This window comes from Moraxella sp. K02 (assembly GCF_041154755.1).
Taxonomy (GTDB): Bacteria; Pseudomonadota; Gammaproteobacteria; order Pseudomonadales; family Moraxellaceae; genus Faucicola.
On record NZ_AP031590.1, the window covers coordinates 277,641 to 303,693 of the forward strand.

Annotated in this window: 18 protein-coding genes and 1 pseudogene; 10 read left to right on the forward strand and 9 right to left on the reverse strand. The window is 44.6% G+C overall.

Annotated features, from left to right (window positions below; all coding sequences use genetic code 11):
• Positions 1 to 59: 59 nt before the first annotated feature.
• From ACAM39_RS01310 to ACAM39_RS01320, 3 genes are all read right to left on the reverse strand, one after another.
• A complete protein-coding gene (locus tag ACAM39_RS01310) occupies positions 60 to 797 on the reverse strand; it encodes a response regulator transcription factor (RefSeq protein WP_062332572.1) in 738 nt (245 codons plus the stop codon).
• A 326-nt stretch (positions 798 to 1,123) separates the two neighbouring features.
• Entirely contained in the window at positions 1,124 to 4,306 is a 3,183-nt protein-coding gene (locus tag ACAM39_RS01315) for an efflux RND transporter permease subunit (RefSeq protein ID WP_369627943.1), read from the reverse strand.
• A 64-nt stretch (positions 4,307 to 4,370) separates the two neighbouring features.
• Positions 4,371 to 5,621 carry an efflux RND transporter periplasmic adaptor subunit gene (locus tag ACAM39_RS01320; RefSeq protein WP_369627944.1) on the reverse strand — a complete coding sequence of 417 codons (1,251 nt, stop codon included), beginning with the start codon at positions 5,619 to 5,621 and terminating at the stop codon, positions 4,371 to 4,373.
• A 489-nt stretch (positions 5,622 to 6,110) separates the two neighbouring features.
• Here ACAM39_RS01320 and pilG point away from each other — a divergent pair, with 489 nt between their 5' ends.
• From pilG to ACAM39_RS01365, 9 genes and pseudogenes are all read left to right on the forward strand, one after another.
• Positions 6,111 to 6,497 (forward strand): twitching motility response regulator PilG, encoded by a 387-nt coding sequence (gene pilG, locus ACAM39_RS01325; protein WP_135888586.1) that lies wholly within the window; start codon positions 6,111 to 6,113, stop codon positions 6,495 to 6,497.
• Positions 6,498 to 6,748: 251 nt separating this feature from the next.
• Entirely contained in the window at positions 6,749 to 7,111 is a 363-nt protein-coding gene (locus ACAM39_RS01330) for a response regulator (RefSeq protein WP_036592735.1), read from the forward strand.
• 5 nt (positions 7,112 to 7,116) lie between these two features.
• On the forward strand, positions 7,117 to 7,653 hold the full coding sequence (locus ACAM39_RS01335) for a chemotaxis protein CheW (RefSeq protein ID WP_369627945.1): 537 nt from the start codon (positions 7,117 to 7,119) through the stop codon (positions 7,651 to 7,653).
• Positions 7,654 to 8,075: 422 nt separating this feature from the next.
• Positions 8,076 to 9,107 (forward strand): annotated as a pseudogene (locus tag ACAM39_RS01340) (methyl-accepting chemotaxis protein); the annotation flags it as partial.
• Positions 9,108 to 9,358: 251 nt separating this feature from the next.
• Positions 9,359 to 10,222 carry a CheR family methyltransferase gene (locus ACAM39_RS01345; RefSeq protein WP_369627946.1) on the forward strand — a complete coding sequence of 288 codons (864 nt, stop codon included), beginning with the start codon at positions 9,359 to 9,361 and terminating at the stop codon, positions 10,220 to 10,222.
• Positions 10,223 to 10,393: 171 nt separating this feature from the next.
• Positions 10,394 to 17,071 (forward strand): Hpt domain-containing protein, encoded by a 6,678-nt coding sequence (locus tag ACAM39_RS01350; RefSeq protein ID WP_369627947.1) that lies wholly within the window; start codon positions 10,394 to 10,396, stop codon positions 17,069 to 17,071.
• A 28-nt stretch (positions 17,072 to 17,099) separates the two neighbouring features.
• Positions 17,100 to 18,053 (forward strand): chemotaxis protein CheB, encoded by a 954-nt coding sequence (locus ACAM39_RS01355; protein WP_369627948.1) that lies wholly within the window; start codon positions 17,100 to 17,102, stop codon positions 18,051 to 18,053.
• A 60-nt stretch (positions 18,054 to 18,113) separates the two neighbouring features.
• Positions 18,114 to 18,677 carry a hypothetical protein gene (locus tag ACAM39_RS01360; protein ID WP_369627949.1) on the forward strand — a complete coding sequence of 188 codons (564 nt, stop codon included), beginning with the start codon at positions 18,114 to 18,116 and terminating at the stop codon, positions 18,675 to 18,677.
• A 103-nt stretch (positions 18,678 to 18,780) separates the two neighbouring features.
• The gene (locus ACAM39_RS01365) at positions 18,781 to 19,338 is read left to right on the forward strand and encodes a cytochrome b (protein WP_062332532.1); all 558 of its coding nucleotides are present in this window, start codon (positions 18,781 to 18,783) and stop codon (positions 19,336 to 19,338) included.
• A gap of 72 nt (positions 19,339 to 19,410) precedes the next feature.
• Here ACAM39_RS01365 and minE read toward each other — a convergent pair whose 3' ends face one another.
• The 5 genes from minE to ACAM39_RS01390 all read right to left on the reverse strand — a co-directional run bounded on the left by minE (position 19,411) and on the right by ACAM39_RS01390 (position 24,107).
• Positions 19,411 to 19,686: a cell division topological specificity factor MinE gene (gene minE, locus ACAM39_RS01370; RefSeq protein ID WP_007115412.1), complete on the reverse strand. Its 276-nt coding sequence runs from the start codon at positions 19,684 to 19,686 to the stop codon at positions 19,411 to 19,413.
• A gap of 3 nt (positions 19,687 to 19,689) precedes the next feature.
• On the reverse strand, positions 19,690 to 20,502 hold the full coding sequence (minD, locus tag ACAM39_RS01375) for a septum site-determining protein MinD (protein ID WP_062332529.1): 813 nt from the start codon (positions 20,500 to 20,502) through the stop codon (positions 19,690 to 19,692).
• Positions 20,503 to 20,757: 255 nt separating this feature from the next.
• Complete coding sequence (minC, locus tag ACAM39_RS01380; protein WP_369627950.1) at positions 20,758 to 21,747, reverse strand: septum site-determining protein MinC; 990 nt, start codon at positions 21,745 to 21,747, stop codon at positions 20,758 to 20,760.
• 181 nt (positions 21,748 to 21,928) lie between these two features.
• Positions 21,929 to 22,990: a hypothetical protein gene (locus tag ACAM39_RS01385; protein WP_369627951.1), complete on the reverse strand. Its 1,062-nt coding sequence runs from the start codon at positions 22,988 to 22,990 to the stop codon at positions 21,929 to 21,931.
• A gap of 124 nt (positions 22,991 to 23,114) precedes the next feature.
• Positions 23,115 to 24,107 carry an acetyltransferase gene (locus ACAM39_RS01390; RefSeq protein ID WP_369627952.1) on the reverse strand — a complete coding sequence of 331 codons (993 nt, stop codon included), beginning with the start codon at positions 24,105 to 24,107 and terminating at the stop codon, positions 23,115 to 23,117.
• A 553-nt stretch (positions 24,108 to 24,660) separates the two neighbouring features.
• On the opposite strand from ACAM39_RS01390, the gene ACAM39_RS01395 reads away from it, so the two are divergent.
• Complete coding sequence (locus ACAM39_RS01395) at positions 24,661 to 25,311, forward strand: OmpA family protein (protein ID WP_369627953.1); 651 nt, start codon at positions 24,661 to 24,663, stop codon at positions 25,309 to 25,311.
• Positions 25,312 to 25,415: 104 nt separating this feature from the next.
• On the opposite strand, the gene ACAM39_RS01400 is transcribed toward ACAM39_RS01395, so the two are convergent.
• Entirely contained in the window at positions 25,416 to 25,916 is a 501-nt protein-coding gene (locus tag ACAM39_RS01400) for a YfbM family protein (protein ID WP_369627954.1), read from the reverse strand.
• Between the last annotated feature and the right edge of the window lie 137 nt (positions 25,917 to 26,053).

Genomic DNA, 26,053 nt, shown 5'->3' on the forward strand with positions numbered 1-26,053 from the left:
GTCCTTTTGCGTGTTAAATTTGTCAAGCAATCCTAAATTTGTCAAGCTATCTCACACTCTTACACTTGGTCAGTGGCAAACTGATAGCCGACACCGCGCACCGTGATAATGCGTTTTGGCTGGCGAGGATTGTCTTCAATCAGCGCACGCAGACGTGAAATATGCACATCAATGGCACGGTCGATGTTATCACTGCTGTCATCGTTGGGCATCGCATGCCAAAGCTGTTCACGGCTCAGTACTTTACCTGAGTGGGTAGCAAAGTAATGCAATAATTGAAACTGGTGGGTGGTCAAACGCACCGGCTCATCATCAATCGTCACTTCATGGCTGTCTGGATAAACCTTTAAGCGACCAAATACTAAGTTATCTTCTTTTTGCTGGTGAAGCGGCAGGTCGTGACGACGCATGACCGCACGGATACGCGCCAATAGTTCACGCGGTTCAAATGGTTTTGATACATAATCATCCGCGCCCATCTCAAGACCCAATACACGGTCAGTGGTGTCACCTTTGGCGGTGAGCATGATAATCGCCGTTTGCGCCAGACGGCTATCTTTGTGCTGACGAATACGTTGACACACTTGCATGCCATCCATATCCGGCAACATCAAATCTAAAATCACCAAATCAATGGATTTGGCAGGGTTAAATAGCGTCTCTAGCCCTTCTGTAGCGGTTGGGGCATGCTGAACCTCATAGTAGTTCATGCCCAAATATTCGCTAATCAACTCGGCTAAATCTGGATCATCCTCAATCAATAGGACGGTTTTAGTACCACTATTATTTTCTTCCATCACCAACTCCAAAAATTCTCTAAAATAAATCAGTTGTTATTATTGCTTTTGCTTATCAAAGCTAGGCTTCTATCATCAATCAAGAGCCTATTATCGTAAGCAAGAGATTATTATCATAAAGCAAGAGACTATTATCATAAAGCAAGAGACTGCCAATATGATAGTATCTTACACAGATTTATAAAACTTCTTAGCTGTCAATCATACAGCTATCAATCACAAAGCCCAATTAATGCCCCAATCAATGCATAGCCCAATTTAAAATTGTACTGGGCTACTCATTCTTAAGTTTCTTTACACTGTATAAAATTGTAATGAATTATTGCTTAAAGTGAGTCGTCGCGCTCTATCGCAGGGGTTTCTGCTTTATTTTTAGCAAATAACCGGAAAAACCGCTGTTTGCCATCATCTAAATAAGTATAAATCACCGGCACCACAATCAAGGTCAATAAAGTTGAAGTAATCACCCCGCCAATAATGGCGTGTGCCATCGGTGCTTGCTGCTCCGACCCTTCACCAATACCCAGTGCCAGCGGTATCATCCCCATCACCATGGCAGCGGTAGTCATCAAAATGGGGCGCAGGCGCGTTTGCCCTGCCAGCATAATGGCTTCTGTACGGCTCGAACCGTTTAATAAAGACTCTTTAATAAAATCAATGAGCAAAATCGCATTTTTACACACCAACCCCATTAGCATGATAATGCCAATGATAGAGAACATATTAAGACTAGAGCCGAATAAAAATAACGCAAAGAACACCCCAATCAGCGATAACGGCAGCGACGCCATAATTGCCACAGGGTATAAAAAGCTATTAAACTGTGACCCTAACAACATATAAATAAACACGATTGCCAGTCCAAGCGCAGTTGTCGCGTAGCCGATGGATTCTGCCATGTCCTTGTTAGAGCCTTGTACCGCAAAGCTGTAACCGGGTGGCAGTTTCATTTCGTTTTGGATTTTAGTGATATCCGCGCCGATATCACCTGCGGGTCTGCCGTCCGTGTTGGCTTGGACTACCACCTCACGAAACAGCGAACGGCGGTTGATTTGCGGTGCACCCAAGGTTTCACTAAAATTCGCCACTTGCGATAGCGGCACTAGGACTGGCTGCCCATTTTGATCCATACGGCTTGATGACAAGTACATGGACTGTAGTTGTGAGATAGTCTGGCGGTTGTCGTCATTTAAGCGCACGTTGACATCGATATTGTTGCCGTTGTCATCTTTAAAGGTGCTCACATTATCACCGGCCAACAGCGGTCGTAATGCTTGTCCGATTTGTCCAATCGAAAGACCGGCATCATTTGCTGCTTCGCGGTTAATGGTGACATTGACCATTGACTTGGGTTGTTTAAGCGTGCTTTCCAAATCTACCAAGCCATTGACGTTTGAGAGTTTTTGCATAAACTCATTGGATAAACGTTGCAGCTCAGTTAAATCATTGCCTTTGATCGATATCATAATCGGCTTAAGACCACCGCTGACTGCCATGTCAGCGGCTGCCACTGAGGTAACTTTAATACCGCCTACCTGCTGCAATTGCTCACGCATGGCACGGTTTAAGGCATCTAGTCCGCGCGTGCGCTCATCTTTAGGCACTAACGACACATTCACTTGTACCCGATTGTTACCGCTATAGGAAATCGCATTAACCGTGGCATAAGTATGGGTAACCTCAGGAAAACTTTGTAATACCGCGTTGACTTGTGCTGCTTTTTGCTGGGTGTAGTCAAGATTGGCATTGACAGGCGTTTCAAATTTGACTTTGATTTCATTCATATCCGCTTGCGGGACAAACTCTTTGCCCACCAAACCCACGGCAAAAAATGCGGCAACCAGTGAGCCAATTGCGATGAGCACAGTTATCAAACGATGGCGTAGACTCCACGCAAGAATATGGCTGTATAGATTGGTCAACCGATCTAACAGGCGCTGAAAACCCGCTAATAGCCAAGCAATCGGTCGCTTGCGAAATGAAACCCGTTCATTGAGTCGGTCATGTTGGTGCGCGGCATCTGGGTCTGGCCAAATCGAAGACAGCATCGGGTCAAGCGTGAAACTAACAAATAACGACAGCAACACAGCGGTGGAAACAGTCACACCAAACTGATAAAAAAAGCGTCCGATAATCCCGCCCATGAAAGCCACGGGTAAAAATACCGCCACAATCACCAGCGTCGTCGCTAGCACGGCAAGCCCGATCTCTTGGGTACCATCAAGCGCCGCTTGGCGGTGATGTTTGCCCATACCCACATGGCGCACAATATTTTCCCGCACCACAATCGCATCATCAATCAGCAGTCCGATACATAATGCTAGCGCCAGCAGGGTCATCATGTTGATGGAAAAACCAAACGTCCAAATTGCCGCTAACGTACCGAGCAGCGAGATGGGCAGCGTCAATCCGGTAATGATGGTCGAACGCCATGAGCCCAAAAACAGCCATACAATAAACACCGCCAATATTGCCCCTTCAATCAAGGTGCGCACCACATTATTTAACGAGCCACGAATACTTTTTGAGCTATCAGCCACCACCGTCATGGTGACACCTGGGGGTAGGGTCGATTGGATTTCTGCCAGACGCTGTTGGGTTTTATCAACCACATCAATCACATTGGCATCCGACATTTTGATAATATCCATTGCCACCGCAGGTTGCCCATTTTGTAGTGACGCTGACTCAGCCTCGGCTTGCCCATCAACGACTTGGGCAACTTGCGATAGGTACACAGGCACGATAGCACCCGTGCTTGAACGATTTTGGGCGACAATGATTTGGTTAAACTCATTGGGTGTTTTGACCAACCCGTTAACCTGAATCACCATTTCTTGGTTTTGATTATTGATAGTACCGACAGGTAATTCGACGTTCTCTGAGCGTAGCGCATTGCTAATTTGATTGACTGAGACTTTATAGGCATTCATTTGGGTGGGATTGAGCAGCACACGGATTTGACGCTGCCGACCCCCCAAGATATCGACCCGACCCACCCCTGTGACTGTTTGTAGCTGTTTTTTGACCGTGTTGTCTAAATAAGTGGATAATTCCCGAAGCGACATTTTGTCAGAGCGAAACGTGACAGACACCACAGGCGCATCGGCAGGATTGTACTGCGCAACGATAGGCGTGGTGACTTCGTCCCGAAAGGTGGGGGTCACCAGTGCCAATTTATCACGCACGTTTTGTGCGGCAACATCGGACGGAATATTTAAATCAAACTGCACGATGACTTGTGACAAGCCTTGTTGGGTGACGGAGGTCACTTCTTTGACACCGGCGATGGTATTGACTTGGTCTTCAATTTTTTTGGTAATGTCGGTCTCGATGACTTCTGGTGAAGCACCACTATAAACGGTATTGACCACCACAAAAGGAAATTCAATATTAGGAAATTCCTCAACTTTCATGCGAAATGTTGCTAGTAGTCCAATGACCATCAGCGCGAGCATGACCATGGCGGCAAACACAGGATTGTTGATACTGACGCGGGTAAGCCACATAGCAAATTCCTAATACTAAAATTTTTAACAATATAAAATGATTGAATGAAACACTATCAGTAAGTTATTTGAGCACGACTTTTTTACCCACATCATTGGCATTGAGATTTGCCACAATCACCGTGGTGTTAGCCTCGATGCCAGCAATTAAATACTGACTGGTATCGTCAAGGTGTTTGAGTACCTTGATAGGCTGTTTGGTAATCACATTGTCTTTACTGACCACCAAAATCGTGCCAGCTTCTAAGGTTGGGCTTGTGGCGGATTGGTCGCTGGATTTATTGGCTGCGCCTTTTGCTCCAGATTCGAGGGCTCTAGATTCGAGGGCTTTAGATTCCAGCATTACCGCTGACATCGGCACCAATACCCCAACTTGTGCAACCCCATAATTAAGCTTGCCTGTGGCATACATGCCCGGTCGAAGTCCACGATTACGCTGAGAAGGTTTAACCGCGATATAAATCGTCAGCTGGCGAGTGGCGGCATCGACTTGGGGCGAAATACGGCTAATTTGTCCGATGTACTGAGTGGTTTGATTACTAATGGTAAAAGGCACTTGTTGACCGAGTTGTAGCTGTGTTTGTGCTTCGCTAGGGACATTGGCGGCAAACTCAAGTTTATTGGGGTCAATGATTTCCATCAAGGCTTGGTTTTGCGTGACTACCTGTCCGACATTGACGCTGCGACTGCTGACAATCCCAGTGGTAGGCGCATAAATCGTGGTATCACCAAACATTTTTTGGGCACTACTTAATTGGGCTTGTTTGGCTTTGATGGCTTCACGCTGGGCAATGCTGTCTGCCACACTGCGCTCATACTCTATTTGTGAGACAAAGCCTTGCTCGAGCAAAATTTTGTTGCGCTCAGCAAGTTTATTGGCGACGATGGCTTGTGCTTGGGCAGCGGCAACGTCGGCTTGCGCTTGAGCGAGTTGGTTTTTACTATCACTGATATCAAGTCGCACCAGTGGCTCACCTTTTGCTACCGTTTTACCCACATCAGCGAGCACTTGCTGCACTTGCGCATTCACGGTTGATTGCACTACTGTGTGGTCTGAAGGCTGCAGCGTCCCTGTCACGGTGACACTCGGTTCAAATCGGTCTGCTTTGGCGGTGATGACATCAGCGGCTAATAGCTGAATCTCGTTATTGGCGATTGGCGTGGTGGCTGATGCGGTGGTGACTTGAGTGTTTTGGGTCGACAACGGGCTTTTGCTATCGTTTTGCTGTTTTTGGCAGCCACTCAAACTCATAACAGCGCTAGCCACCGCTAGGCTTAATGGTACAACTTTGGTGATAAACTTTGGTGTTATCATGAACGAGACGTCCTCAGCGCAAACAATCAACTTAAAAAATATAAAATCATATAGAAATAACCAGTACAATGCGTTTTTCTAAGCTTATTTCAACATGTTTCTATCATCAGGTAATACCTGTATATTATCATGGCTCTATGGGCAACTTAACAAAGCAGTCACCAGATCAAACCCGAATGGTCATCAGGATGTTAAAAATGAACGGTAAGTGCATTGATTTAAGCATACTTTGCAGCAAAAAAGTATGATAGTATTTTAACAATAATTACCATACAGTTGGTTTTTAACTATCCGTCTGAAATATTTGTTATATCTTATAAAAATTATTTACAATAGCTTCGTTTGATTGTCAAAAATTGTACCAGTGACTTTTGAGCGTTGATGGCATCATTTGATAACTGCCCCAACGCCTATGACTTAAAGTTTTGAGCAATCGCTATAGGATAGTGGGTAGCAAAATCATAGCGAAACAACCCTTAGGAAAATATTATGGATGCAAATTTTGAAGGCCTAAAAGTCATGATTATTGATGATTCAAAAACCATTCGTCGTACTGCAGAGACGTTACTTGCCAAAGCAGGCTGTGAAGTGACTACGGCTGTTGATGGCTTTGATGCGTTGGCAAAAATTGCGGATACCAACCCAGATTTGATTTTTGTCGATATCATGATGCCACGCCTCGATGGTTATCAAACTTGTTCACTGATCAAAAACAACGCAGATTTTGCTGCCAAGCCCGTGATTATGCTGTCATCAAAAGATGGCTTGTTTGATAAAGCGCGCGGTCGTATCGTCGGCTCAGATGAGTACTTGACCAAACCGTTTAGTAAAGAAGAGCTATTTGACGCCATTGAACGTCATCGTCCTGCGTCTTAATGCGTTGTGCTGAAGATTAACAACATGCCAGTAGCACTGTTGTCAATACTTAAAGTTTACAATCACTAGAACTAGCACTAGCTACGATGAAACTAGAAATGACTAACATAAAAGCGCAGATTGCAACCTAGACGGGCATAGATATAGATTTGGGATGCGTGTTTAACAGTTGTGCTGTCATGAGTACAGACACAAAACAGCAAAATATAAAGCGATTAATATAATCAATCAGCAGGTAAAAAGGTAAGTCTATGGCCAAAATCTTAGTAGTTGATGATTCACCATCAGAAATGGCAAAATTCCGGGATATTTTGACCCGTCATCAGTACGAAGTCATTGAAGCGCATACAGGCGATGATGGGATTCAAAAAGCCAATGAGTTTTTCCCAGACGTGATTTTGATGGATGTGGTCATGCCAGAGATGAACGGCTTTCAAGCAACCCGCAAACTTACCCGTGACCCAAAAACCAGTCATATCCCTGTCGTCATCATCAGTACTAAAAATCAAGAAACTGACCGCGTATGGGGCAAGCGCCAAGGCGCACGAGATTATCTAAGTAAGCCGATTACAGAAGAAGCCTTAATCACTGTAATCCGTTCCGTGATGGAGTAGGTTTCGTGTCTTCAAACGGCTTTATTGAGCTTTTACGACTCGCTGACCGCGGTATCAAACGACAAAAAGGTGCTCACTTTGACCAAAAAACCCAGTGGTTAGGGGTTGCGTTTTCGCTCGGTGGTTACCACTTGGTAGCCCCGCTCGGCGATGTGGCTGAGGTGCTATCTTTGCCTGCCTATACCTCAGTGCCTTTGTCAAAACCTTGGTTACTCGGGATTGCCAATGTGCGGGGACGGTTATTACCGATTACTAATTTGTCGAACTTCTTAGGTTTACATCCATCAAGCTCAAACTACCAATCGGCTAATCAAAAGATTTTGGTGATTGATCAACCCAAGCTCTTTAGTGGCTTACAAGTCGATGAGATATTGGGTATCCAAACCTTTAGTCAAGGGCAATATCAGCCTATTGAAATGCCGAACGATTCACCGCTCGCTCAGTATACGCATGGTGGGTTTAAACAAAACGAGCAGATTTGGTATGTGTTTATGCCAAGCTTATTGGCGCAAGACACGCGTTATTTAGAAGCAGCGTTATAACATAATTTTCTAACTCATTAAAATAATTGAGGGATTACCGTATCATGGATACTAAAACTTCGACCCTAAGTACCAATACCAATTCCCCTGTCGCGGTCGGGCCTGGCAACAGTAACTATCGTATGGATAGGGGGCGCTCAACCAACTGGATTTTTTGGGCAAGTATCTGTGGTGGCGTGGCTGCCTTGGCGTTTATTTATCGACTTTACCAATTGCTAATTTTGGTACGTCAAGATAATAGTATTGCCAATAGTTTTTTGACGATTTGGTTGCCCTCTATTTTGATTGTATTAGGCGTCATTGGGGCGATTTACTTTTTGACTCGCCAGATTAATGCTAAAACCTATCGAGAGAAGGCAGAAGGTGAGCGTGAAACGCTGCGTCAACGTCATGAGATGGAAGTTGAATCTGAGCGTGCTCGCAAAATCCAAGAAGAAAACGAACGTAACCAAATGGCGATTTTGCGTTTGCTTGATGAGTTAGGCGATTTAGCGGAAGGTGACTTGACCGTGAACGCGACAGTCTCAGAAGACTTTACAGGGGCGATTGCAGACTCGGTTAACTTTGCGATTGACCAATTGCGTCAACTGGTTTCTGCGATTAACGTCACTGCAGAGCGGGTCGCGCGCGCATCTGACCAAACACAGGCCACGGCAGTTGAACTGGCTGAAGCCTCTGAAAGCCAAGCGCAAGAGATTGCAGGAGCTTCTGCAGCGATTAATGAAATGGCGGTGTCGATTGACCAAGTATCGTCAAATGCCGCCGAATCTGCTGCGGTTGCGGACCGTTCGGTTGCGATTGCCTATAACGGTGCAGAAGTGGTACAACGTACTATCGATGGCATGAATACCATTCGTGACCAGATTCAAGAAACCTCAAAACGTATTAAGCGCCTCGGTGAATCATCGCAAGAGATTGGCGATATCGTTGGACTGATTAATGACATTGCTGACCAAACCAACATCCTTGCGTTGAATGCGGCGATTCAGGCATCGATGGCGGGTGAAGCAGGGCGTGGTTTTGCGGTTGTTGCTGACGAGGTTCAGCGCCTAGCAGAGCGTTCAGCCACAGCGACTAAACAGATTGAAACACTGGTTAAAACCATTCAGGCAGATACGAACGAAGCAGTAATGTCGATGGAATCAACCACGGCAGAAGTTGTACGCGGTGCAAAACTTGCAAAAGACGCAGGTGAGGCGCTTGAAGAAGTACAAACTGTATCTAACAACTTGGCATCATTGATTCAGAGTATCTCGAATGCGGCGCGTCAGCAGGCAGCCTCAGCGGGTCATATTTCAAATACGATGAATGTCATTCAAGATATTACCTCGCAAACCACCTCAGGTACCATGGCAGCCGCTCGTTCAATCGGTCAGCTTAATGAAATGGCGGCGGCGCTTCAAGAATCAGTATCGGGCTTTAAATTGCCAGATGATGCTTTGGCAAGCGCTTAATGGCTAATGTTTAATAGCCAATTAGGCTTAGTAATCAACATTTAGCTAAAAGTAAAGGGTGGTTTTAACCACCTTTCTTTTTATGACTGTTAGATAGAATTATAAGTAGTGAACAAGGGTATGGGTGTTAGATGAGGAGTTGGACGCGGTTGTTTTAATCATTAATTGAGATTTTTTAATGCCAAGTCACGTACCGATAATAAGTTATTCACCGATAACAACTAGGGTAGAGGTAAGACTAAATAACGTTTATGCAACAATACTATCTATCTGAGCAAGCATTGTCACTATGGCTCAATTATGTTGAACACCAAGTGGGTTTTATCCTACCAAAGTCTCAGAACAACTGGGTAAAAGGTATCATTGAGCGGCATATGCGGCGCAATGCGCTTGACAGTACGGCGTTATTACAGACAATTGTGCAGGATGCTACTATCTATCATCAGCTAATCGATGATATATTGATTCCTAGAACCCAGTTTTTTCGGCATTTACCCACTTTTGCGTTTGCCGAAGCGGTTGCCAATGCATGGCATTTGCAGCCGCAAAACCAACAACGTAGTTTTACGGCGTGGAGTGTGGGATGTTCGACAGGGCAGGAAGCTGTCACCATTGCGTTATGTCTAGAAAATGCCTTGGATGGGATGCAAGTTTATCAAGTATTTGGTTCAGATTTTCACCAGCAATCATTGATTGATGCGACCCTTGGCGAGTATGACAACGCGCAAAAATCGTTTATTCCTGCTGTGTATCATCACTACCTTAAAGACGTTGGTAGGGATAAATTTGCGCTAATCCCTACAATAAAATCGCAATTGCAGTTTTTTAGCAAAAATTTAGTCGATGCTCAGCAATCGATTCCTTTAGAGGCAGGTCAATGCCAACTGATTGTCTGCAACAATGTGTTAATTTATTTTCGGCAATTTGAGCAGCGTGACATCGTGCGTTATTTAGCCCGTTATTTGGCGGATGATGGTGTTTTGTTGTTAGGCGCAGGTGAAAGCCTGGAGTTTAGTGATTCAGATTTACAGCAAATTGCCATGCCGACAATCAATGGCTATTGCAAAACGGTTGCCCCAGATTGGCTCAAAGCAGTGGCAAATATTGAGCGCTAATCAGTGAAGTCAATATTGAAGGTTATAAAAGGTATCAACCTGAGTTGACGCCAGACAACTGGTAAGTTATTTTAAGTGATATAAGAAATTAATAAACGACTGCGTTACAGCTAACTTAAAATCGAGAAAAATCGTCATCGTTTTTGACAGTCGTTGTCCTAGGAATATGGTATGAGTAAACAACGTAATTTGATCGCCTTAGACTGGTTGATGCCTGTTTTGAAAGACGTATTTGGTGAGCTTAACCAGTTGCTACAACGACATGACGCGCAGCCAGCGTGGCAGTTAATCGGTCAACATTTGCACCAAATCACTGGTGCACTCGCGCTTGCCAACCAGCCAGCCTTATCAAAACTGGCGAAAACGCTTGACAAAACCACTATCGCCATTCACCAAGAAACTTTATCTCCGCAGTATTTTAGTCAAATCAGCCATGCGGTGAAGTTGCTGCAATTTGACATTGAACAAGTACAAGCTAAACAGCAGATTCATACCGACTGGGTCAATGACCGAATCGCTTATTTTGAGCAACTGCTTGGCATAGCGTCATCTTATGAGCCCATCCAAGCTGCCGCAGACAATACTTTATTATTTTTAAGCCAATTACCCACGCCAGACATCAAACATTCATGGGACAGTGCCCAAGCCGATGAGTTACTCAAAGTCTGGCGTTATACCAGTTTGCAACTACTACAAAACGCGACCAACGACAGTAAACATTTAGATGCGCTGACCAAGGTTGCTGGCTATTTGTCCCAGGCTGCCATCAATCCTGCTTGGCGTCAATTTTGGCAGTTGGTCGCAGTGTGGTGCAATAATCTGACCCTCAATGAGCAGCCTGTGCCAACCGCTTATGCTGCGCTATTAAACAGTCTGTCATTGGTGCTGACGCATGATTTGACTCTCACCCCTGATATTACCGTGTCCCGTCTGGCAGTTGATGTGTTATTAGCGCTCAATGCGTTAACCCACAAATCGCATGACGCTAAAGCTCTGCTATCAAGCTTGGATATCAATAGTAGTGACACGCTTGATAATCTATTTAGTCAAGTATTAGAAAAACTTGAAAAAATTATTTATCAAGTGCATGAACCGCTCACCATTTTGCCGCTGCTTGAATCGGTCAAAAATAGTTTGGCAAATCGCGGTTGGGTGTTTTATGAAAACCAAATGGCGCAAATTATCGATGACGTGCGCTTGATGACGCAAGATACTTTTATGGCGTCATCTCTGACTTGGCAGGTAGAACGCCAGCTGCAAGATTTTTACAGCCAGTTGTTATCAACGGTTGAAACCCTTGATAGCCAAATTGGCTTACAGCATTTTGCCTATGCCAGCAATCCGCAAAATGAAGCGGTGCGGCAAACGCGCGTGCATGTTGAAAATATCAAGCGGTCGTTTAATCAATATATCCAAACCCGTGATTTAAATAAGTTAACAGTCAATGACGAATTAATTGCCACCATCCAAGTTTTTGGGGCATTAGGTTTAACACGTTTCAAAGAATTGGTCGAACAAATTCGCTTACTATTTAGCCGTATTCATAAAAATTCGGTACACGTCTTAAGCTGGGAAGCCAGTGATGCTATCGCCGACTTGATTGCCCGCTTGGAGCTATTTTTGGATTATTTATCCAACCAGTCTGTCAATGAAGAATTTTTAGATCAAACCCAAACACAGCTTAACCGCGCCAATTTATTGCTTAATCGCTTAATCGAAACGCCATTAACCGCCGCTGAAGTGGTAGCGCCAACCAAGCACTTTGGCAGAGATACGGTGATTTACGATGATGAAGGCGAACGTATTGCCAGTGATATTGAATCACCAGCACAAGTACTAGCTACTGCTGCAGAAGCGCCTAACACGCAAACGGCTATCACGCAAACGCCTGTCGTGCAAGAATCGCAAGCGCTGGCGGCTGCAAGGCAAGCCCTCAAAGATGATGACTATAGTATGGATGAAGATATCCGAGATATTTTCATTGAAGAGGCGCAAGAAGTCCTCGCTGAGTTGGGTGAGAAGATTCCCGTATGGGAAGTGGATACCCATGAATTAGTCGCGCTCAAAGATATCCGCCGAGGTTTTCATACCTTAAAGGGCTCAGGTCGTATGGTGGGCGCTCATCAAATTGGTGAGATGTGTTGGGCAGTAGAAAACATGCTCAACCGTGTGCTAGATGGCACTTTAGCAGTTAGTGATGCGTTAGTGGGTTTTATCAAAGATACCCATCGCAAACTGCCGACACTGGTTGAAGATTTTCAGCAGCAGCGGGCGCCAAGTATTGACCCTGCGGTTACGGTATTGCAAGCGACTAATCTATTACAGCAGCAGCCGATTAACACAGGTCTGCCAGAAACCAATGGCTTAGATAACCTTGTATCAGTCAGTGCTAGTGTGGCTGAAGACAGTGAGAAGGTGGCTCAAGGCAATGAAGCTGCGAGCGACGTTGCGCCATCAACTACAGGGGATATTCATGCCTTACCTGAGGTGGTGGCTCGCGAATATGAGCAGCTAACGACGGTCACAAATGCGGTCAGCGATCCCGATATTCAAGAAATCTATATCGAAGAAGCCAATGAAGTTATCGAGACAATTGCACCACTTAACCAAGCTTGGCAAGCCAAGCCCAATGATTTTGATACCTTAAAAGAAATTCGCCGAGGTTTTCATACCTTAAAAGGCTCAGGTCGTATGGTTGGCGCCAATCAGCTAGGGGAGCTTACTTGGTCGATTGAAAACATGCTCAATCGCGTGCTCGATCATACCATAACAGTAGACGAGGGGGTTTTACGTCTAGTTAGTGATGTTATTGAGGCATTTGCTGGGCTCATCACGATTTTTGCCCAAAATCGTACAGACTATCCCGCAGTGATTCAATTATGGCAAGCTGTCGCTAATAGCTATGCCAAAAAACATGGCGACAGCTTTAGCTACCATCAAGCCTTATCCGCCTTTGGGGGACAAGTAGCAGCTTCGCCAACTGCGTCACACTCAAGTGCGTCACACACAGATGCGGCGTTTTCGTCTGGTCACGCCACTGCCCAAACTCAAGCGCTACAGGATGTCAGTGGCATTAGTGACATCAGTGAAATGGATGTCGCTGATGACGTATTTATTGAAGAAGCGGACGAGTTATTGGCCGATATTGATAACTTTATCACCCACCATTTGGGGGAGCCTGCAACGCATGTGCCTGATGCCATATTACGGGCATTTCATACCTTGCGTGGTGGCGCAGCGCTGATTGAACTCAACAATGTTTATCACTTGAGCGCCGCGGTAGAAGAAGCACTGGGCGACTTATTACATAATGAAATGCCGCTCACGGCCAGCCAGTTATTGACCTTGCAAGAGGCCAAAGATCTGCTACAAACCTACATTGATGAGCATAGAATCCATCATGATGTGACGGTGGTAGAAGATAACACTGACATTGTTGCTGACTTGATTGAGCGGCTAACAGATGCTAATGCCGAATCTTATGAAAGCACAAAACTGACGGTCAAAGACCTGATAGCGCTTGAGATTGATGACTTACTCGATGCCGATCAGCAAGCACAGGCTAGGTTTGCTGGTGAGAACGAACAAGTTATTGCCTATGCCGAGCAGCTTGAACAACAAGCGTCAAGGCTTGCGCAAGCGACTGAAGGTTTGAGCTATTTTATCATTCCAAGTACCTTACAGTTTGCCTATAAAAAACTTGCTGATTATCCGCAGTTTGCCAAAAACGAAGACATTTATGATGGCCTAATGGGCTTACACAATCAGCTCATCAATATGTTTGACGCCATTGCAGCAGGACTGCGCGTCAATATCAATGAAGCGGCGATTGAAACTTTAAGAAAATTATTGGCAAAAAGTCAGTACCAAGCTGAGATGGATGCTATCGAGTACCAGACAGTTGCTACAGACGATGAACTGTTGCAGATTTTCTTGGATGAAGTGCAAACCATTCAGCCCGATATGCAAAATTACTACAACCAATGGCTCAATAACCTTAGCAATTTAGAGGTGGTCAAAGAACTAGCTAATTATATGCATATCTTAAAAGGGGGTGCAGAGCTAATCGGGGTATCGAGTATCGTCGAGATGGCGCTACGTGGTGAGCAAGTGTATGACGCCATTGACAATGGTATTTTACCTAGTGATACCGATACTGCTTCCTTGCTGCAAAAGCTGCATGAAACCATTGCCTCACAGCTCAAGCAAGTTCGACAATTTAGTCGCTCTTTTGAAGCCACAGATTTTGCTCACCAAATCGATGAGGTCATCGCCGGCACAGTACAAAGTCGAGACTTGGTATTTGCGGTGCCACTGATTGTTGAAGCCAATCCTGAAGAGTCGATGGAGCAAAAACAACCTGCCAATGAGGGTGATAGCGCGCTTGCGAAAAATGATCCACTTTACATCGAAGAAATTATTAACAACTTTGAAGAGCGTCGTTTAGAGACTTGGAAAGGTCAAGAGCCTGACGAAGATATCTTAAAAGTGTATCTTGAAGAAGCCAAAGAGCTGATTGATAGCAGCAGCCAGCATTTACAAGAGTTCCGTAGTAATAACAGTGATCTTGCAGCATTACAAGCCTTGCAACGTGAATTGCACACCATCAAAGGTGGCGCAAGAATGGTCGGTGCAGAAGGAATTGCTACATTAGCGCACGAAATGGAAACCATCTACGAAGAGCTAGGCAGCCGCCGCAAACCTGCGACTCGGATGATTGGCAACCTATTGGCGGTGTGTCATGACTGGTTAGCAAGTGCGATTTATGTATTAGAAAATAAATTTAACCCACAAACGCCGGTAGCATTGGTTGCAGCACTGCAACAATTCTCGCGAAAACCTGATAGCTTAAAAGAAATCCCCAATGTTAACTTAGCTAGCCAAATTGAACAAATTGATATCTATCGCAGTAGCCTCGGGCAAGACACGTTAGAAGTCAAACAGCGCGACCTAAGCGTCATGCCGCTGATGACCAGTAACTTTGAATCTGAGCAAGATCAATCGAGCCTTAATGCTGAGATGCTTAGGATTTCTGCAAGTACCATGGAGCGCATGATTAACCTATCAGGTGAGTCCGCGATTAACCGCTCACGAATCGAGATGGGTATATCGAGTCTATCAAACAATATCGAAGAGATGGGCGCAACCGTACAGCGTCTAGCAGATCAGCTACGCCGTATGGAAACTGAGCTTGAGATTCAAATTTTGTCACAAATTGGTGATGAACATGAATTAGAAAGTGACTTTGACCCGCTAGAGATGGACCAATATTCAGCGCTTAACCAACTGTCAAAATCGCTCTCGGAATCGGCATCGGACTTGTTAGACATCAAAACCACCATGCTCGATAAAACCCGTGAAACCGAAAACTTGCTACTGCAATTATCACGCACCCAGACTGATTTACAAGAAGGGTTGATGGACTCACGTACTGTGCCATTCTCGCGTATCACGCCACGTCTGCAACGGATCGTCCGCCAAACAGCCACTGAGCTTGGCAAGTCTGTTGAACTACGGATCCTAAATGATGAAGGTGAAATTGACCGTAATATCCTTGAGCGTATTACCTCACCGCTTGAGCATATGCTACGTAACGCCGTTGACCATGGTATCGAAAAATCGCAAGAACGTATTGAAAGTGGCAAATCAAGAACAGGCTTAATCACACTTGAAGTGCTGCGTGAAGGTGGTGAAATCGTTATCAATTTAACCGATGATGGGCGCGGTATTAATGTGAATGCGGTACGCCAAAAAGCGATTGAGCAAGGCTTGATTTCTGCCAAAGATACCAGTCTAAAAACACTTGATATCATGCAATATATCTTTAACGCAGGTCTGTCCACCGCCAAATCCGTATCACAAATATCAGGCCGTGGTGTCGGTATGGATGTGGTTCAAAGTGAGGTCAAGCAGCTAGGTGGTGTAGTCACCGTCGATTCTGAAAGTGGCAGAGGCTCACGCTTTACCATGCGTCTACCATTGACAGTTGCTGTGTCTGATGCCTTGATGGTTAGGGCAGGGGATAAATACTTTGCTGTACCATTGGTGCAAATTGAACGTGTGATGCGGGTCAATATCGATGCGATTGCTAATTTTTATACCACCAATGCCGATAGTATCAATATCGATGAACAAGCCTATCGTCTGCGCTATCTCAATCAGATTTTATACGGTAGCGACCCGGTGGATGCACTAGCGCACCAGTCAAGCAGCGTACCCGTGATTATTATTCGTACTGACTTAGGTCAGCGCATGGCGCTGCAAGTGGATATGATTGCAGGCTCTCGTATTGAAGTGGTCGTCAAACCACTCGGTCGTCAGCTCTCACATATCGATGGAATTTCGGCTGCTACCATCATGGGGGATGGTTCGGTCATGCTCATTCTTGACTTGGTGGCATTGATGCGTAATGTCAGCAATATCGCCAAAGTCGAGCAGCAAAAAGCCAATAAGTCGGTCAAACAAGCGCACAAACCCGTGGTGCTGATTGTAGATGACTCAGTAACAGTGCGCAAAGTCACCTCGCGCTTACTAGAACGTCACGGCTATGAGGCCCAAGTGGCAACAGATGGTATTGATGCGCTAGAAAAACTGCAAGAAATGCTACCGGAGGTCATTGTATTGGATATTGAAATGCCACGAATGGACGGCTTTGAAGTCGCCAACCATATTCGCCATAACCCACGACTCCAGCATATCCCTATTGTCATGATTACATCGCGCACCGGTGAAAAACACCGTGAACGCGCGTTTGGTATCGGGGTAAATGAATACATGGGTAAACCATTCCAAGAACAAATGCTGTTAGACACGTTAGCACGCTTTACCCAACAAGCAAAAACTGACTAAGCCGACCATGTAAAGGATACAATCATTCATGCTGTCAAAGCACTCACCGCCGCTGCGATTTTTTATCGTTGCTGAGGAAAATCAGCAACGGCTTGCCTTTAGCGATACCATTCGTTCATGGGGATTTGAAATCGTGGAGTGCTTGGCAGCGTCACAGCTGACCGAAAAACATTTTCAGCAAAAAGTGGATGTGTGGCTAGTCGATACCCAAGACGATTACGCCGTCATTCAAAATGTTGAAAAACAACTGAATGTCAATTTGACTAAGGTTGTATTACTGGGCTTTGTCACGGCGCCTTATATCAATGAAAGTCTGTTATATGCCAAATGGCAACGCCAACTTAAGCGAAAAATCGCCATCATGCTAGAACGTAGCGATTTGCTAGCGCACTATGAGGCTGCCAAGGGTGAAATCAAACCGTGGAAATATGTGGTATTGCTCGCGGCATCGATGGGCGGACCGCTCGCCATCAAGGAATTTTTAGATAATTTGCCCGAAGATTTGCCAGTATCACTGCTACTAGCGCAGCACTTTAACCAAAATATGCTCAACACCTTGCCAAGAATTTTAAATCGTCACAACGAGTGGCGCTGTGACATAGTGACCAATACCCAAAAATTATTGTCAGGGCGTTGTTTGATTTTACCGATTGAGCACAGTGTGGTGTGTGACTCCAATGGACGGGTAATTTTGCAGCGTAAACCTTGGCAAGGCAGTTACAAACCCCCAATCAGTGAGGTCATGCGTAATTGCAGCGAAGCGTTTGGCAACAATTTAATCACTATCGTGTTCTCTGGTATGGGCAATGATGGTAGTGATGCGGCAGCGACGGTCAAAAAAAATGGCAGTATTATTTGGGCGCAAACCCCTGACAGTAGCACCTGCGCAAGCCAGCCACAAAGCATGATTGAAAGCAATCAAGTCACTTTTGTTGGCACCCCTAAGCTGTTAGCTGAGCAGCTAATTGCCTTGTGTGGCTAATGCTATAGGCTGGTCAAGATAACCGCTAAATTTCTTATTAATCACTAAAATGAGCAAGCCATGGCAAACGAGTTAAACCGTTACTTTAAGCAAGATGAAGATGTAGGCGTCCTAAGTATCACCAAAGGTCAATTAACCATTGCGCGAATTCCTTCTAGCAGTTCGCCTGACTGGATTGTGCCGCAAGCCTTGATTTTGAGCATTGATAACTATGATGAGCGCATTTGGAATTATCTTTGGCGCGGCCAAGAAGTGTCAGTGTATCACTTGTTGCCAAAAGATGAGCAGCCCACCCACTTAGTGGTGTTAGAAAGCGTCACTGATATCCATCGTCTTGCCTTACAAATTCACGGCGAAGTGACTTTCCATTCTGTGCGTATCGCTGATCTCAAAGACGCTGATGACGCCACTTACCAAGCTGAATTAGCGACTCACTACCCTGACTTATTAACCGCCTTAAACGCGCCAAATGATGAGCTCATCGAGCGCTCACGCACACCGAATTTGGCAGACTATAGCCTACAGCACGCCTATATTTTTCAGCCAGTCATGTTGGCAGGTGAATTGTGTGTAGTACCAGATTTGGACAAACTCTCGCATTTCTTGGTGGATTTAGATGGTTAGATGCAGTCCGCCTTTATGCTATTTGCCAACAGTCTGTTACTTTTATTTTGCCCAAACATTGCTAGAATAACCCAAAACAAATCATGATAAGGTAAAATCCATTATGGCATTATTTCCTGCAAATGAAGCGCCACAGCCGATTGCCCCACACGGTATCAACAAATGGTCGCTATCGTCCCGTATTTTCCATTGGATTAGTGTGGTATTGTTGATTGCGACTTGGGCAATGATTGAGCTGAATGAGGATGCAACTGACTTTACCTATTTTGATTTGCATAAAGCGTTTGGACTCAGTGTGTTATTTTGGACAGTAGGTCGTATTATCAACCGTTTTGTCACCAAAGCCCCCGCTGATGTGCCGATGCCAAAATGGCAAAATAAACTATCGCATTTAACCCATTTGGCACTGTACTTGATTTTACTTGCCATGCCTTTGGCGGGCTGGTTTTCTGTTATGTTTGATGGGGAAGGGGTGAGTATGTTTGGGCTGTTTGATATCCCAGCCTTTGTCAGTGAAAACAGTGATTTGTCAGGCACGTTGGAAAAAATTCATAAAAATCTGTTGTGGACGTTGTTGCTGGTGTTCACAGCCTTGCATATCATCGGCGCGCTATATCACCAATTTATCCAAAAAGACCATTTGATTCGCCGTATGCGCTAAGTTAGCCTAAAGTATAAAAAAGCCCATGTCATCATGGGCTTTTTAGTAACAATTTTTTAAAAGCAAGCTAGATTATTGGCGTGTACTATCAGGCAAGCTGATATTCATCTCCAGCACTTCCATGTTTGCTTCATTGTGATGTTGAATATTGACGTCATCAATGTTGACACCTGACACGTAGGTATTGACCACTGCCAAGATCTCACGTTTCATTTTTTCAATACGCTCTGGGGTTAACCGATTGTGCAAGCGGTTTTCGCTAGCAACGATGACTTTTAGGCGCTCTGCGGCAGTATTGGCACTGTTTGACTTTTGCTCACCACCAAATAAATTACTCCAAAATCCCATAGCCTAACCTCCAAACCAGCGTTGTAGGAAGCTTTTCTTCTTCACCTCGATATGGCGATAGGGACGTTCTTCCCCCAAGAAACGAGCGACCATGTCATCATAAGTTTGACCAGCTTTTGAATTTTGATCTAGCACCACAGGTACACCTTGGTTTGATGCCTCAAGTACGCTATTGCTTTCAGGAATCACGCCAAGTAGTGGCACTTTTAGGATGTCATTAGAAATGCTATTAATATCCATCATCTCACCGCGCTCCGCACGCTCAGCGTTGTAGCGGTTGATGACCAAGTGCTCACGTACCACGCCTGTACCTTCTTCAACTTTTTTGGTACGGCTTTGCAAAATACCGATGATACGGTCTGAGTCACGCACCGATGAGATTTCTGGGTTGGTCACGATGATGGCTTCATCGGCATGGTACATAGCAAGCTGGGCGCCGCGCTCGATACCAGCAGGCGAGTCACACACGATGTAGTCGAATTGTTTGGCTAGCTCATTAATGACTTCCGCGACTCCTTCGTCTGTCAAGGCGTCTTTGTCGCGCGTTTGGCTGGCAGGTAAGATAAACAAATTATTGAGTTGTTTGTCTTTTACCAACGCTTGTGACAGGCGCGCGTTCCCTGAGATAACATCAACAAAGTCATACACGATACGGTTTTCGCAGCCCATAATGAGGTCAAGGTTTCTAAGACCCACGTCAAAGTCAATCACCACAGTTTTAAAGCCGCGAACGGCGAGACCCGTAGCGAAAGAGGCACTGGTGGTGGTTTTACCTACCCCGCCTTTTCCTGAAGTTACAACAACGATTTTTGCCACTTTGGCATACTCCTATTCATAGCACGGTGTCAGTGAGGCGGTATTGAATCATTCAAGCCATACACACATTCACGCTAAACTGGTTTGAAAAATATGGATATAAATTAACGTAAATCGTTAAAAATTAAGACTTAAATTTTAGTTAGCCTAAATTTGGTTAATTGGACTAGTTTAGCATAAAAAACTTTTCGAAGTTAATCGAGAGATTGACGATTTTTGCATGGATTGTGGTATAAGTGGTTGTTTAGGTGATTATTATTCCATCAACTCAAACACCAAGCCTTGTCCATCCAAGTAGCTAACTTGTACCGCTTTATCCAAATACTCCGTGGGAATATTTTCTTTTAGGCAATAAGTACCCGCAACTGATACCAGTGACGGGTTAAAACGCAAACAGAATATTTTGGCATTGGTATCGCCCGTCGCCCCTGCGACTAATCGCCCTTCGGCTTTGCCATACACGTGCAGGCTATAATCGGTAATCGCTTCCGCGCCGGCATTGATGCCTTTGGTCAAAATCACGTCACCACCAACATGGTTGATACTTTGACCTGAGCGCAGCATTTGAGTATGCACCAAATCGCCTTCAAGCTGTGATTGGTGATGCGATGAGGCGACAAATTTGTCAGGTGCAGCTGCGGTATCATTGCTTGCGGTATTATTGGTTACCATATCACTGGCGGTTTGATTTTGTCGCTGAGTCGCTTGACTGTCGGATGCGGGTGATTGAATAGGGGACTGCGCAACGTATTGAGAGGATGAAGTATTTGCTGTGCTGTCTGATTTTCGCTCACTACCCGTCGCCACATTTTTTGGTGCTTTGCCATCAATACGTTGCCCATCTGCTGGAAAAATGGCAATGCGAAGCTCATTGGCTTGGGTGTCATTAGCGCCTGTGACCAACCCAATCGGCTGTAACCCTAGCACCCATAAGCCGCCCCAAAGCTGGGCTAAATTTAATGGCTGTTGACAGCTGATAATCACCGGTAAGTTGGACTGGCGTTGACGACCTAGCTTTTGTGCAATCTTTGTCAAAATTACTTTGATATCATTGCCTTCAATATTTAGGCGGGTAAAGTTCAGTAGTCTACCAGTGAGTTTCACGCTAGTGGCTACAGGGTCAGTGGGTAATGGGTTGGCTGGCTGCTGACTTTGCGGTAAACCCTGCTCTGATAGGTTAGGTACGCTTTGTAATTTTTGTAATGAACTATCTTGGGTCAAGTCAAGGGCAGCGGGCTGTGTCATGAAAAACCTTTTTATAATAACTTTTTATACATCAAAATCGATTCATACCGCATATTAGCAAGTATTATTTAAAACAACAACCATTCACCGCGCTATTTATTGTTTGGCAACCAAAGCCGTAATAGGGCGATAAAAAAAGCGTTGCACAGCCGTTAGCTGCCAGCCAAATTGGTGGATTCAATCAGCGTATTTGGTGCTTCCATTGTTGAATGCGAACTTGGTTGGCAAGTGACGTCAAACTATCATCAATAATATCGCTAACTAATTTTTCTAGCGCAGGGCTAGTGACGTCAATTTGCACTAAGCTTTTGGCGATTTCTTCATACATCAGCGTGAGCGTTTGCGGTTTGGTAAGGTTGGTGGTCAAGCTTAATGTCAGATTTTCCCCAATGTGTTGCCCGATGCTGTGCATTTGGTTTTCTATCAGACTACCTGCAATCGGTATCAACCGTAATATGCGGTGCAGCTCGGGCGTATCGGTTAGCGCTTGCTGAATGGCGATGCCCACCTGTTCTGCCAAAGGTTTGGCAAAGATAGCAGGATGGGCGGGCGTGGATTGTAATAACGGTGTGGCTTCTTGCTGCAGCACTTCGACAATGACCTTTTGTATGTCATCTCGATGCTTGTCGATGATGTTTTTGACCAAATGCCCATCGGCGTTGCTTATTTCGGTGCGGATATTGTCAATCGCGGTTAAAATCACCCGATCAGAAATCTCTTCCATAATCATTTGATAATAAAATTTGATCGTGGCAAGCCAACTGGCGGGCAAAACTTTGTAGCCAAGTTTGTGCAGACGATAGCCAATCACGCCGACGCGCAGCAGTCGTAATGCGCGCAGCTGCGGTGCACAGCCCAACACTTCATACCAATGCACGAATGGAAAGAAAAACCAGCGGTAATAGCGTTTTTGGGCGATGGCAATCAACCAACGAACCACAAGCTCTGCTACCAAAAAGATGGTAAACAGACCCCCTGCGATTTTGAGCGGCTCGTGCCATCCTTGCTGATAACTGACGATACTATCAAAAAACCCCAGCCAATTTGCTATTTTTGCCATAAAGCTACTTAGCATCAAAGCGTCAAACCCCATGAGCAGTAAGTCCAACACAATGGCAACCATCATGATGGTATCGTAGGCTAACTGCCAACGACTGGGTTTGGCAGGGTGAGCAGCGAGAGGTTGGCTAATATTCGAGCTTGGCGTTGGGCTGGATTTTGGGTCTAAATTAGCAGTTGGCATAAAAAAGTGCTCAAAATGGGGTCAATACCGCAAAAAATGTGAGTGAGGACAAGGCAGGTAAGTCATACCTTGCATGGCTTACCTGAGAGTTTAACTGGTAGTGTAATTAGTGATAGGTCACTAGTCATGTGTGGCTAACAATGTGTTGCTGGGGATGACGGGTAAAATCATCGAGCATGGCTTGGATACGTTGGTCCTTTTTCTGCCACAAGTCATCCAGCCAACGGTACATATCTATTTTGGTTTGTTCATCCTGCTGGTATTTGCCATCCATGAGGCGCTGTAGCAAATCATCTGGCAATACAATTTTTTGAATATCCACCCCGATGCGTTTGATATTACCTTCCCATAAATCCTGATAGGTAGGAATACCGTCAGGATATACAATCGTCATATCAAGCACAGCATCTAAATCGCCAACCAACGCACCCAATGCAAGTGCAATGCCGCCCGCTTTGGGTTTTAGCAAATGTTGATACGGTGATTGTTGCAAGTCACGTTTTTTTTGGGTAAACCGCGTGCCTTCGATAAAGTTAAGTAAGGTAAAAGGCTTGTCGATTAAGTTTTGACAAGCACGTTTGGCTTCGATGATATCGCGGTCTTCTAGCGCTGGATTTTTAGCAATCGCTGTTTTCGAGTAGCGTTTCATCATCGGAAAGTCTAAAAAATAAAACGCTTGCCCCACAATTGGGATATACAGTAGCTCGTATTTGGCAAAAAATCGCGTTAATGGTAGTCGGTTTTCACTGATATATTGGATGACAGTGGTGTCGACCCAGGATTGGTGATTGCTCAGCAAAATATATTTGCCATCGACCGACAAGTCATCAGGCAGGTTGACGCGAAAATCAATATCGGGCAGGATATTTTCAATCAAACGATTGTTGGTGTTAATCCAGTGATTGGCTATTTTTAACACGGATTTATCTGCCAATGTATGACCCGTTAATGTTTTTACTGCGCCCATCGCCCAAAGCGGTAGACTAAACAGCACTGAATTGCCGGTAATGGTGCCTGCCGCCATTGCCAAGCTGGCGTTTTGCGCCAAAGGTAATGATGTTTTACGTAGTTTATTTAACGTGTTTTTGAGCAATGAGGGTTTATTGTTATTTGTCATATTTGACTCCCACAAAACTTATTCAAAAAAGCTTATTTGAATGAGACATAAGAAAAAATACTTGGCTTCATTAACTTGGCTTCATTAATTGTAAAAATAAGTGTTAGTTTAGCAAACGTCAAAAATGTTCACTAATAAATTTTTCCACACTGGCAAGCACAAATCTTGCGAGTTTATCGGTACTACGCTAGACATCCCAGTAAAGTCAATTGTCAAAAATTTTTTTAAAAATTAACAAGTTACTGAATAAGCTGTGGATAATAGGTTGACTATACAGCCTAGTTTTCAACAAAATCACAAAGCAATTAATATATAAAAATAAATAATATAGATAATGAATACTTGAAAATATTTTGTAACAAATTATGCCATCCTACAACATCCTTAAGACAAATCATTACATACAAAGAAAAAGTTTATTGCATAATGAGCTCAATCACAAAGCAACTGAGTGTTGTCAGGTTTATCTGGCAAATGAGATAAAAACAACAAGTTGGTGCGTGGAAATTATAACTAAGCCATTATAACTAGAGGAATTCAAAGGAGATTACTCATGCGTACTAAATTATTAGCAGCTACTTTAGCATCAGGTGTTATCTTAACAGGTTGTGCGACAACGCCAACTGGTACGACATCAACAGGCATTACGAACAATAAAGCGCTTATTGGTGGTCTATTAGGAGCAGCGGCAGGCGCGGGTGTTTCAAAAGCAACAGGCGGTGAAAGAACCGGTCGTGATGCGGCAATCGGTGGTGTGCTAGGTGCAGGTGTGGGTTACTATATGCAGCAACAAGAAGCTAAACTTCGTGCGCAAACTGCAGGTTCTGGCGTGACGGTAACACGTGACCCAGTGACTAATAACATTAACTTGTCTATCCCTGAAGCGGTAACTTTCCGTGTTGGTGATTCTACTATTTTGCCTAACTTCTACACGACGTTGGATAAAGTGGGTACTACACTACGTGACTATAACCAAACTAACATTCAAGTAAATGGTTATGCCTCAGTGGAAGGGGATGCAAATAGAAACCAACAATTATCACAGCGCCGCGCATCAGCAGTTGCTAATTACTTAGTCAATCGTGGCATCTCTGGTAACCGTATCAGCGCTATTGGTCGCGGTGAAACAACACAATTTGGCTCAAGCTATGAACCAAACCGCCGTGTAGAGATGACTATCCTTGCACCACAATCGGTTAACTAATCAAGTCAAGCTAGCTGATATTTTCATCCGCGCATTGATAAAAAAAGCACCTTTTATAAGGTGCTTTTTTTGGTTCAAAAAATGAAAAAAGGAGTATATCGGCGTTATAAAATACTCACCACAATATTATTGCCATTGTCTAAGGCGTCATTATAAAACGCTAATAACTCATCATATGAAGCTAGCAATTCTTTATCCAAATTTTCCTTTTTGTCTTGCCAAATATTGGGTGGAAAAATAGCTTGCTCACGTAGTGACTTCATCGAGACTTTTTCTAAGCGTTTTTTAAAGTTAATTTGTTCTAGTGCATCGACGATTTCGACAATATGTGCCCACGGGGTAAAAGCAATGAAATCGGCCTCTTCACTATCACTAAAAGTTTCCACCCCCACCACAAACTCACTAACAGGCTCATCAGGTACTGGTTGGGTGGCACTGTGTTTGGTTAACACAAAATGGATAATGTCCCACAGTTTGCCCAAATCTACCAATTGCGCTTGGGGCTGCTCACTCATGCTTTCAAGTAACGCGGTTCGCGCTGTATCCGTGGCATTTTGCAGTTGCTCCAGCAGGGCGTTATCGACCATCAAATATTGTGCGATCATACAATTTCCTAGTTATAAAGTAGCGAGATATTAGCGTAGTGGGATATGACAGTCCTATTACTTTATGTTAATGCGAGGACCACAAGCGAAGATAGTATAACTCATACAGCAAGCGATTTTGACGATGTATTCACTTG

What these genes read in the sequence shown, in the direction of transcription:
- ACAM39_RS01365 (WP_062332532.1), top strand. Translation starts at nt 18,781, where the DNA reads ATGGCATTATTTCCTGCAAATGAAGCGCCACAGCCGATTGCCCCACAC.
- ACAM39_RS01315 (WP_369627943.1), bottom strand. Translation starts at nt 4,306, where the DNA reads ATGTGGCTTACCCGCGTCAGTATCAACAATCCTGTGTTTGCCGCCATG.
- minE (WP_007115412.1), bottom strand. Translation starts at nt 19,686, where the DNA reads ATGGGATTTTGGAGTAATTTATTTGGTGGTGAGCAAAAGTCAAACAGT.
- ACAM39_RS01310 (WP_062332572.1), bottom strand. Translation starts at nt 797, where the DNA reads ATGGAAGAAAATAATAGTGGTACTAAAACCGTCCTATTGATTGAGGAT.
- ACAM39_RS01390 (WP_369627952.1), bottom strand. Translation starts at nt 24,107, where the DNA reads ATGACAAATAACAATAAACCCTCATTGCTCAAAAACACGTTAAATAAA.
- ACAM39_RS01345 (WP_369627946.1), top strand. Translation starts at nt 9,359, where the DNA reads ATGCAACAATACTATCTATCTGAGCAAGCATTGTCACTATGGCTCAAT.
- minC (WP_369627950.1), bottom strand. Translation starts at nt 21,747, where the DNA reads ATGACACAGCCCGCTGCCCTTGACTTGACCCAAGATAGTTCATTACAA.
- ACAM39_RS01395 (WP_369627953.1), top strand. Translation starts at nt 24,661, where the DNA reads ATGCGTACTAAATTATTAGCAGCTACTTTAGCATCAGGTGTTATCTTA.
- ACAM39_RS01350 (WP_369627947.1), top strand. Translation starts at nt 10,394, where the DNA reads ATGAGTAAACAACGTAATTTGATCGCCTTAGACTGGTTGATGCCTGTT.
- pilG (WP_135888586.1), top strand. Translation starts at nt 6,111, where the DNA reads ATGGATGCAAATTTTGAAGGCCTAAAAGTCATGATTATTGATGATTCA.
- ACAM39_RS01320 (WP_369627944.1), bottom strand. Translation starts at nt 5,621, where the DNA reads ATGATAACACCAAAGTTTATCACCAAAGTTGTACCATTAAGCCTAGCG.
- ACAM39_RS01360 (WP_369627949.1), top strand. Translation starts at nt 18,114, where the DNA reads ATGGCAAACGAGTTAAACCGTTACTTTAAGCAAGATGAAGATGTAGGC.
- ACAM39_RS01355 (WP_369627948.1), top strand. Translation starts at nt 17,100, where the DNA reads ATGCTGTCAAAGCACTCACCGCCGCTGCGATTTTTTATCGTTGCTGAG.
- ACAM39_RS01400 (WP_369627954.1), bottom strand. Translation starts at nt 25,916, where the DNA reads ATGATCGCACAATATTTGATGGTCGATAACGCCCTGCTGGAGCAACTG.
- ACAM39_RS01385 (WP_369627951.1), bottom strand. Translation starts at nt 22,990, where the DNA reads ATGCCAACTGCTAATTTAGACCCAAAATCCAGCCCAACGCCAAGCTCG.
- ACAM39_RS01330 (WP_036592735.1), top strand. Translation starts at nt 6,749, where the DNA reads ATGGCCAAAATCTTAGTAGTTGATGATTCACCATCAGAAATGGCAAAA.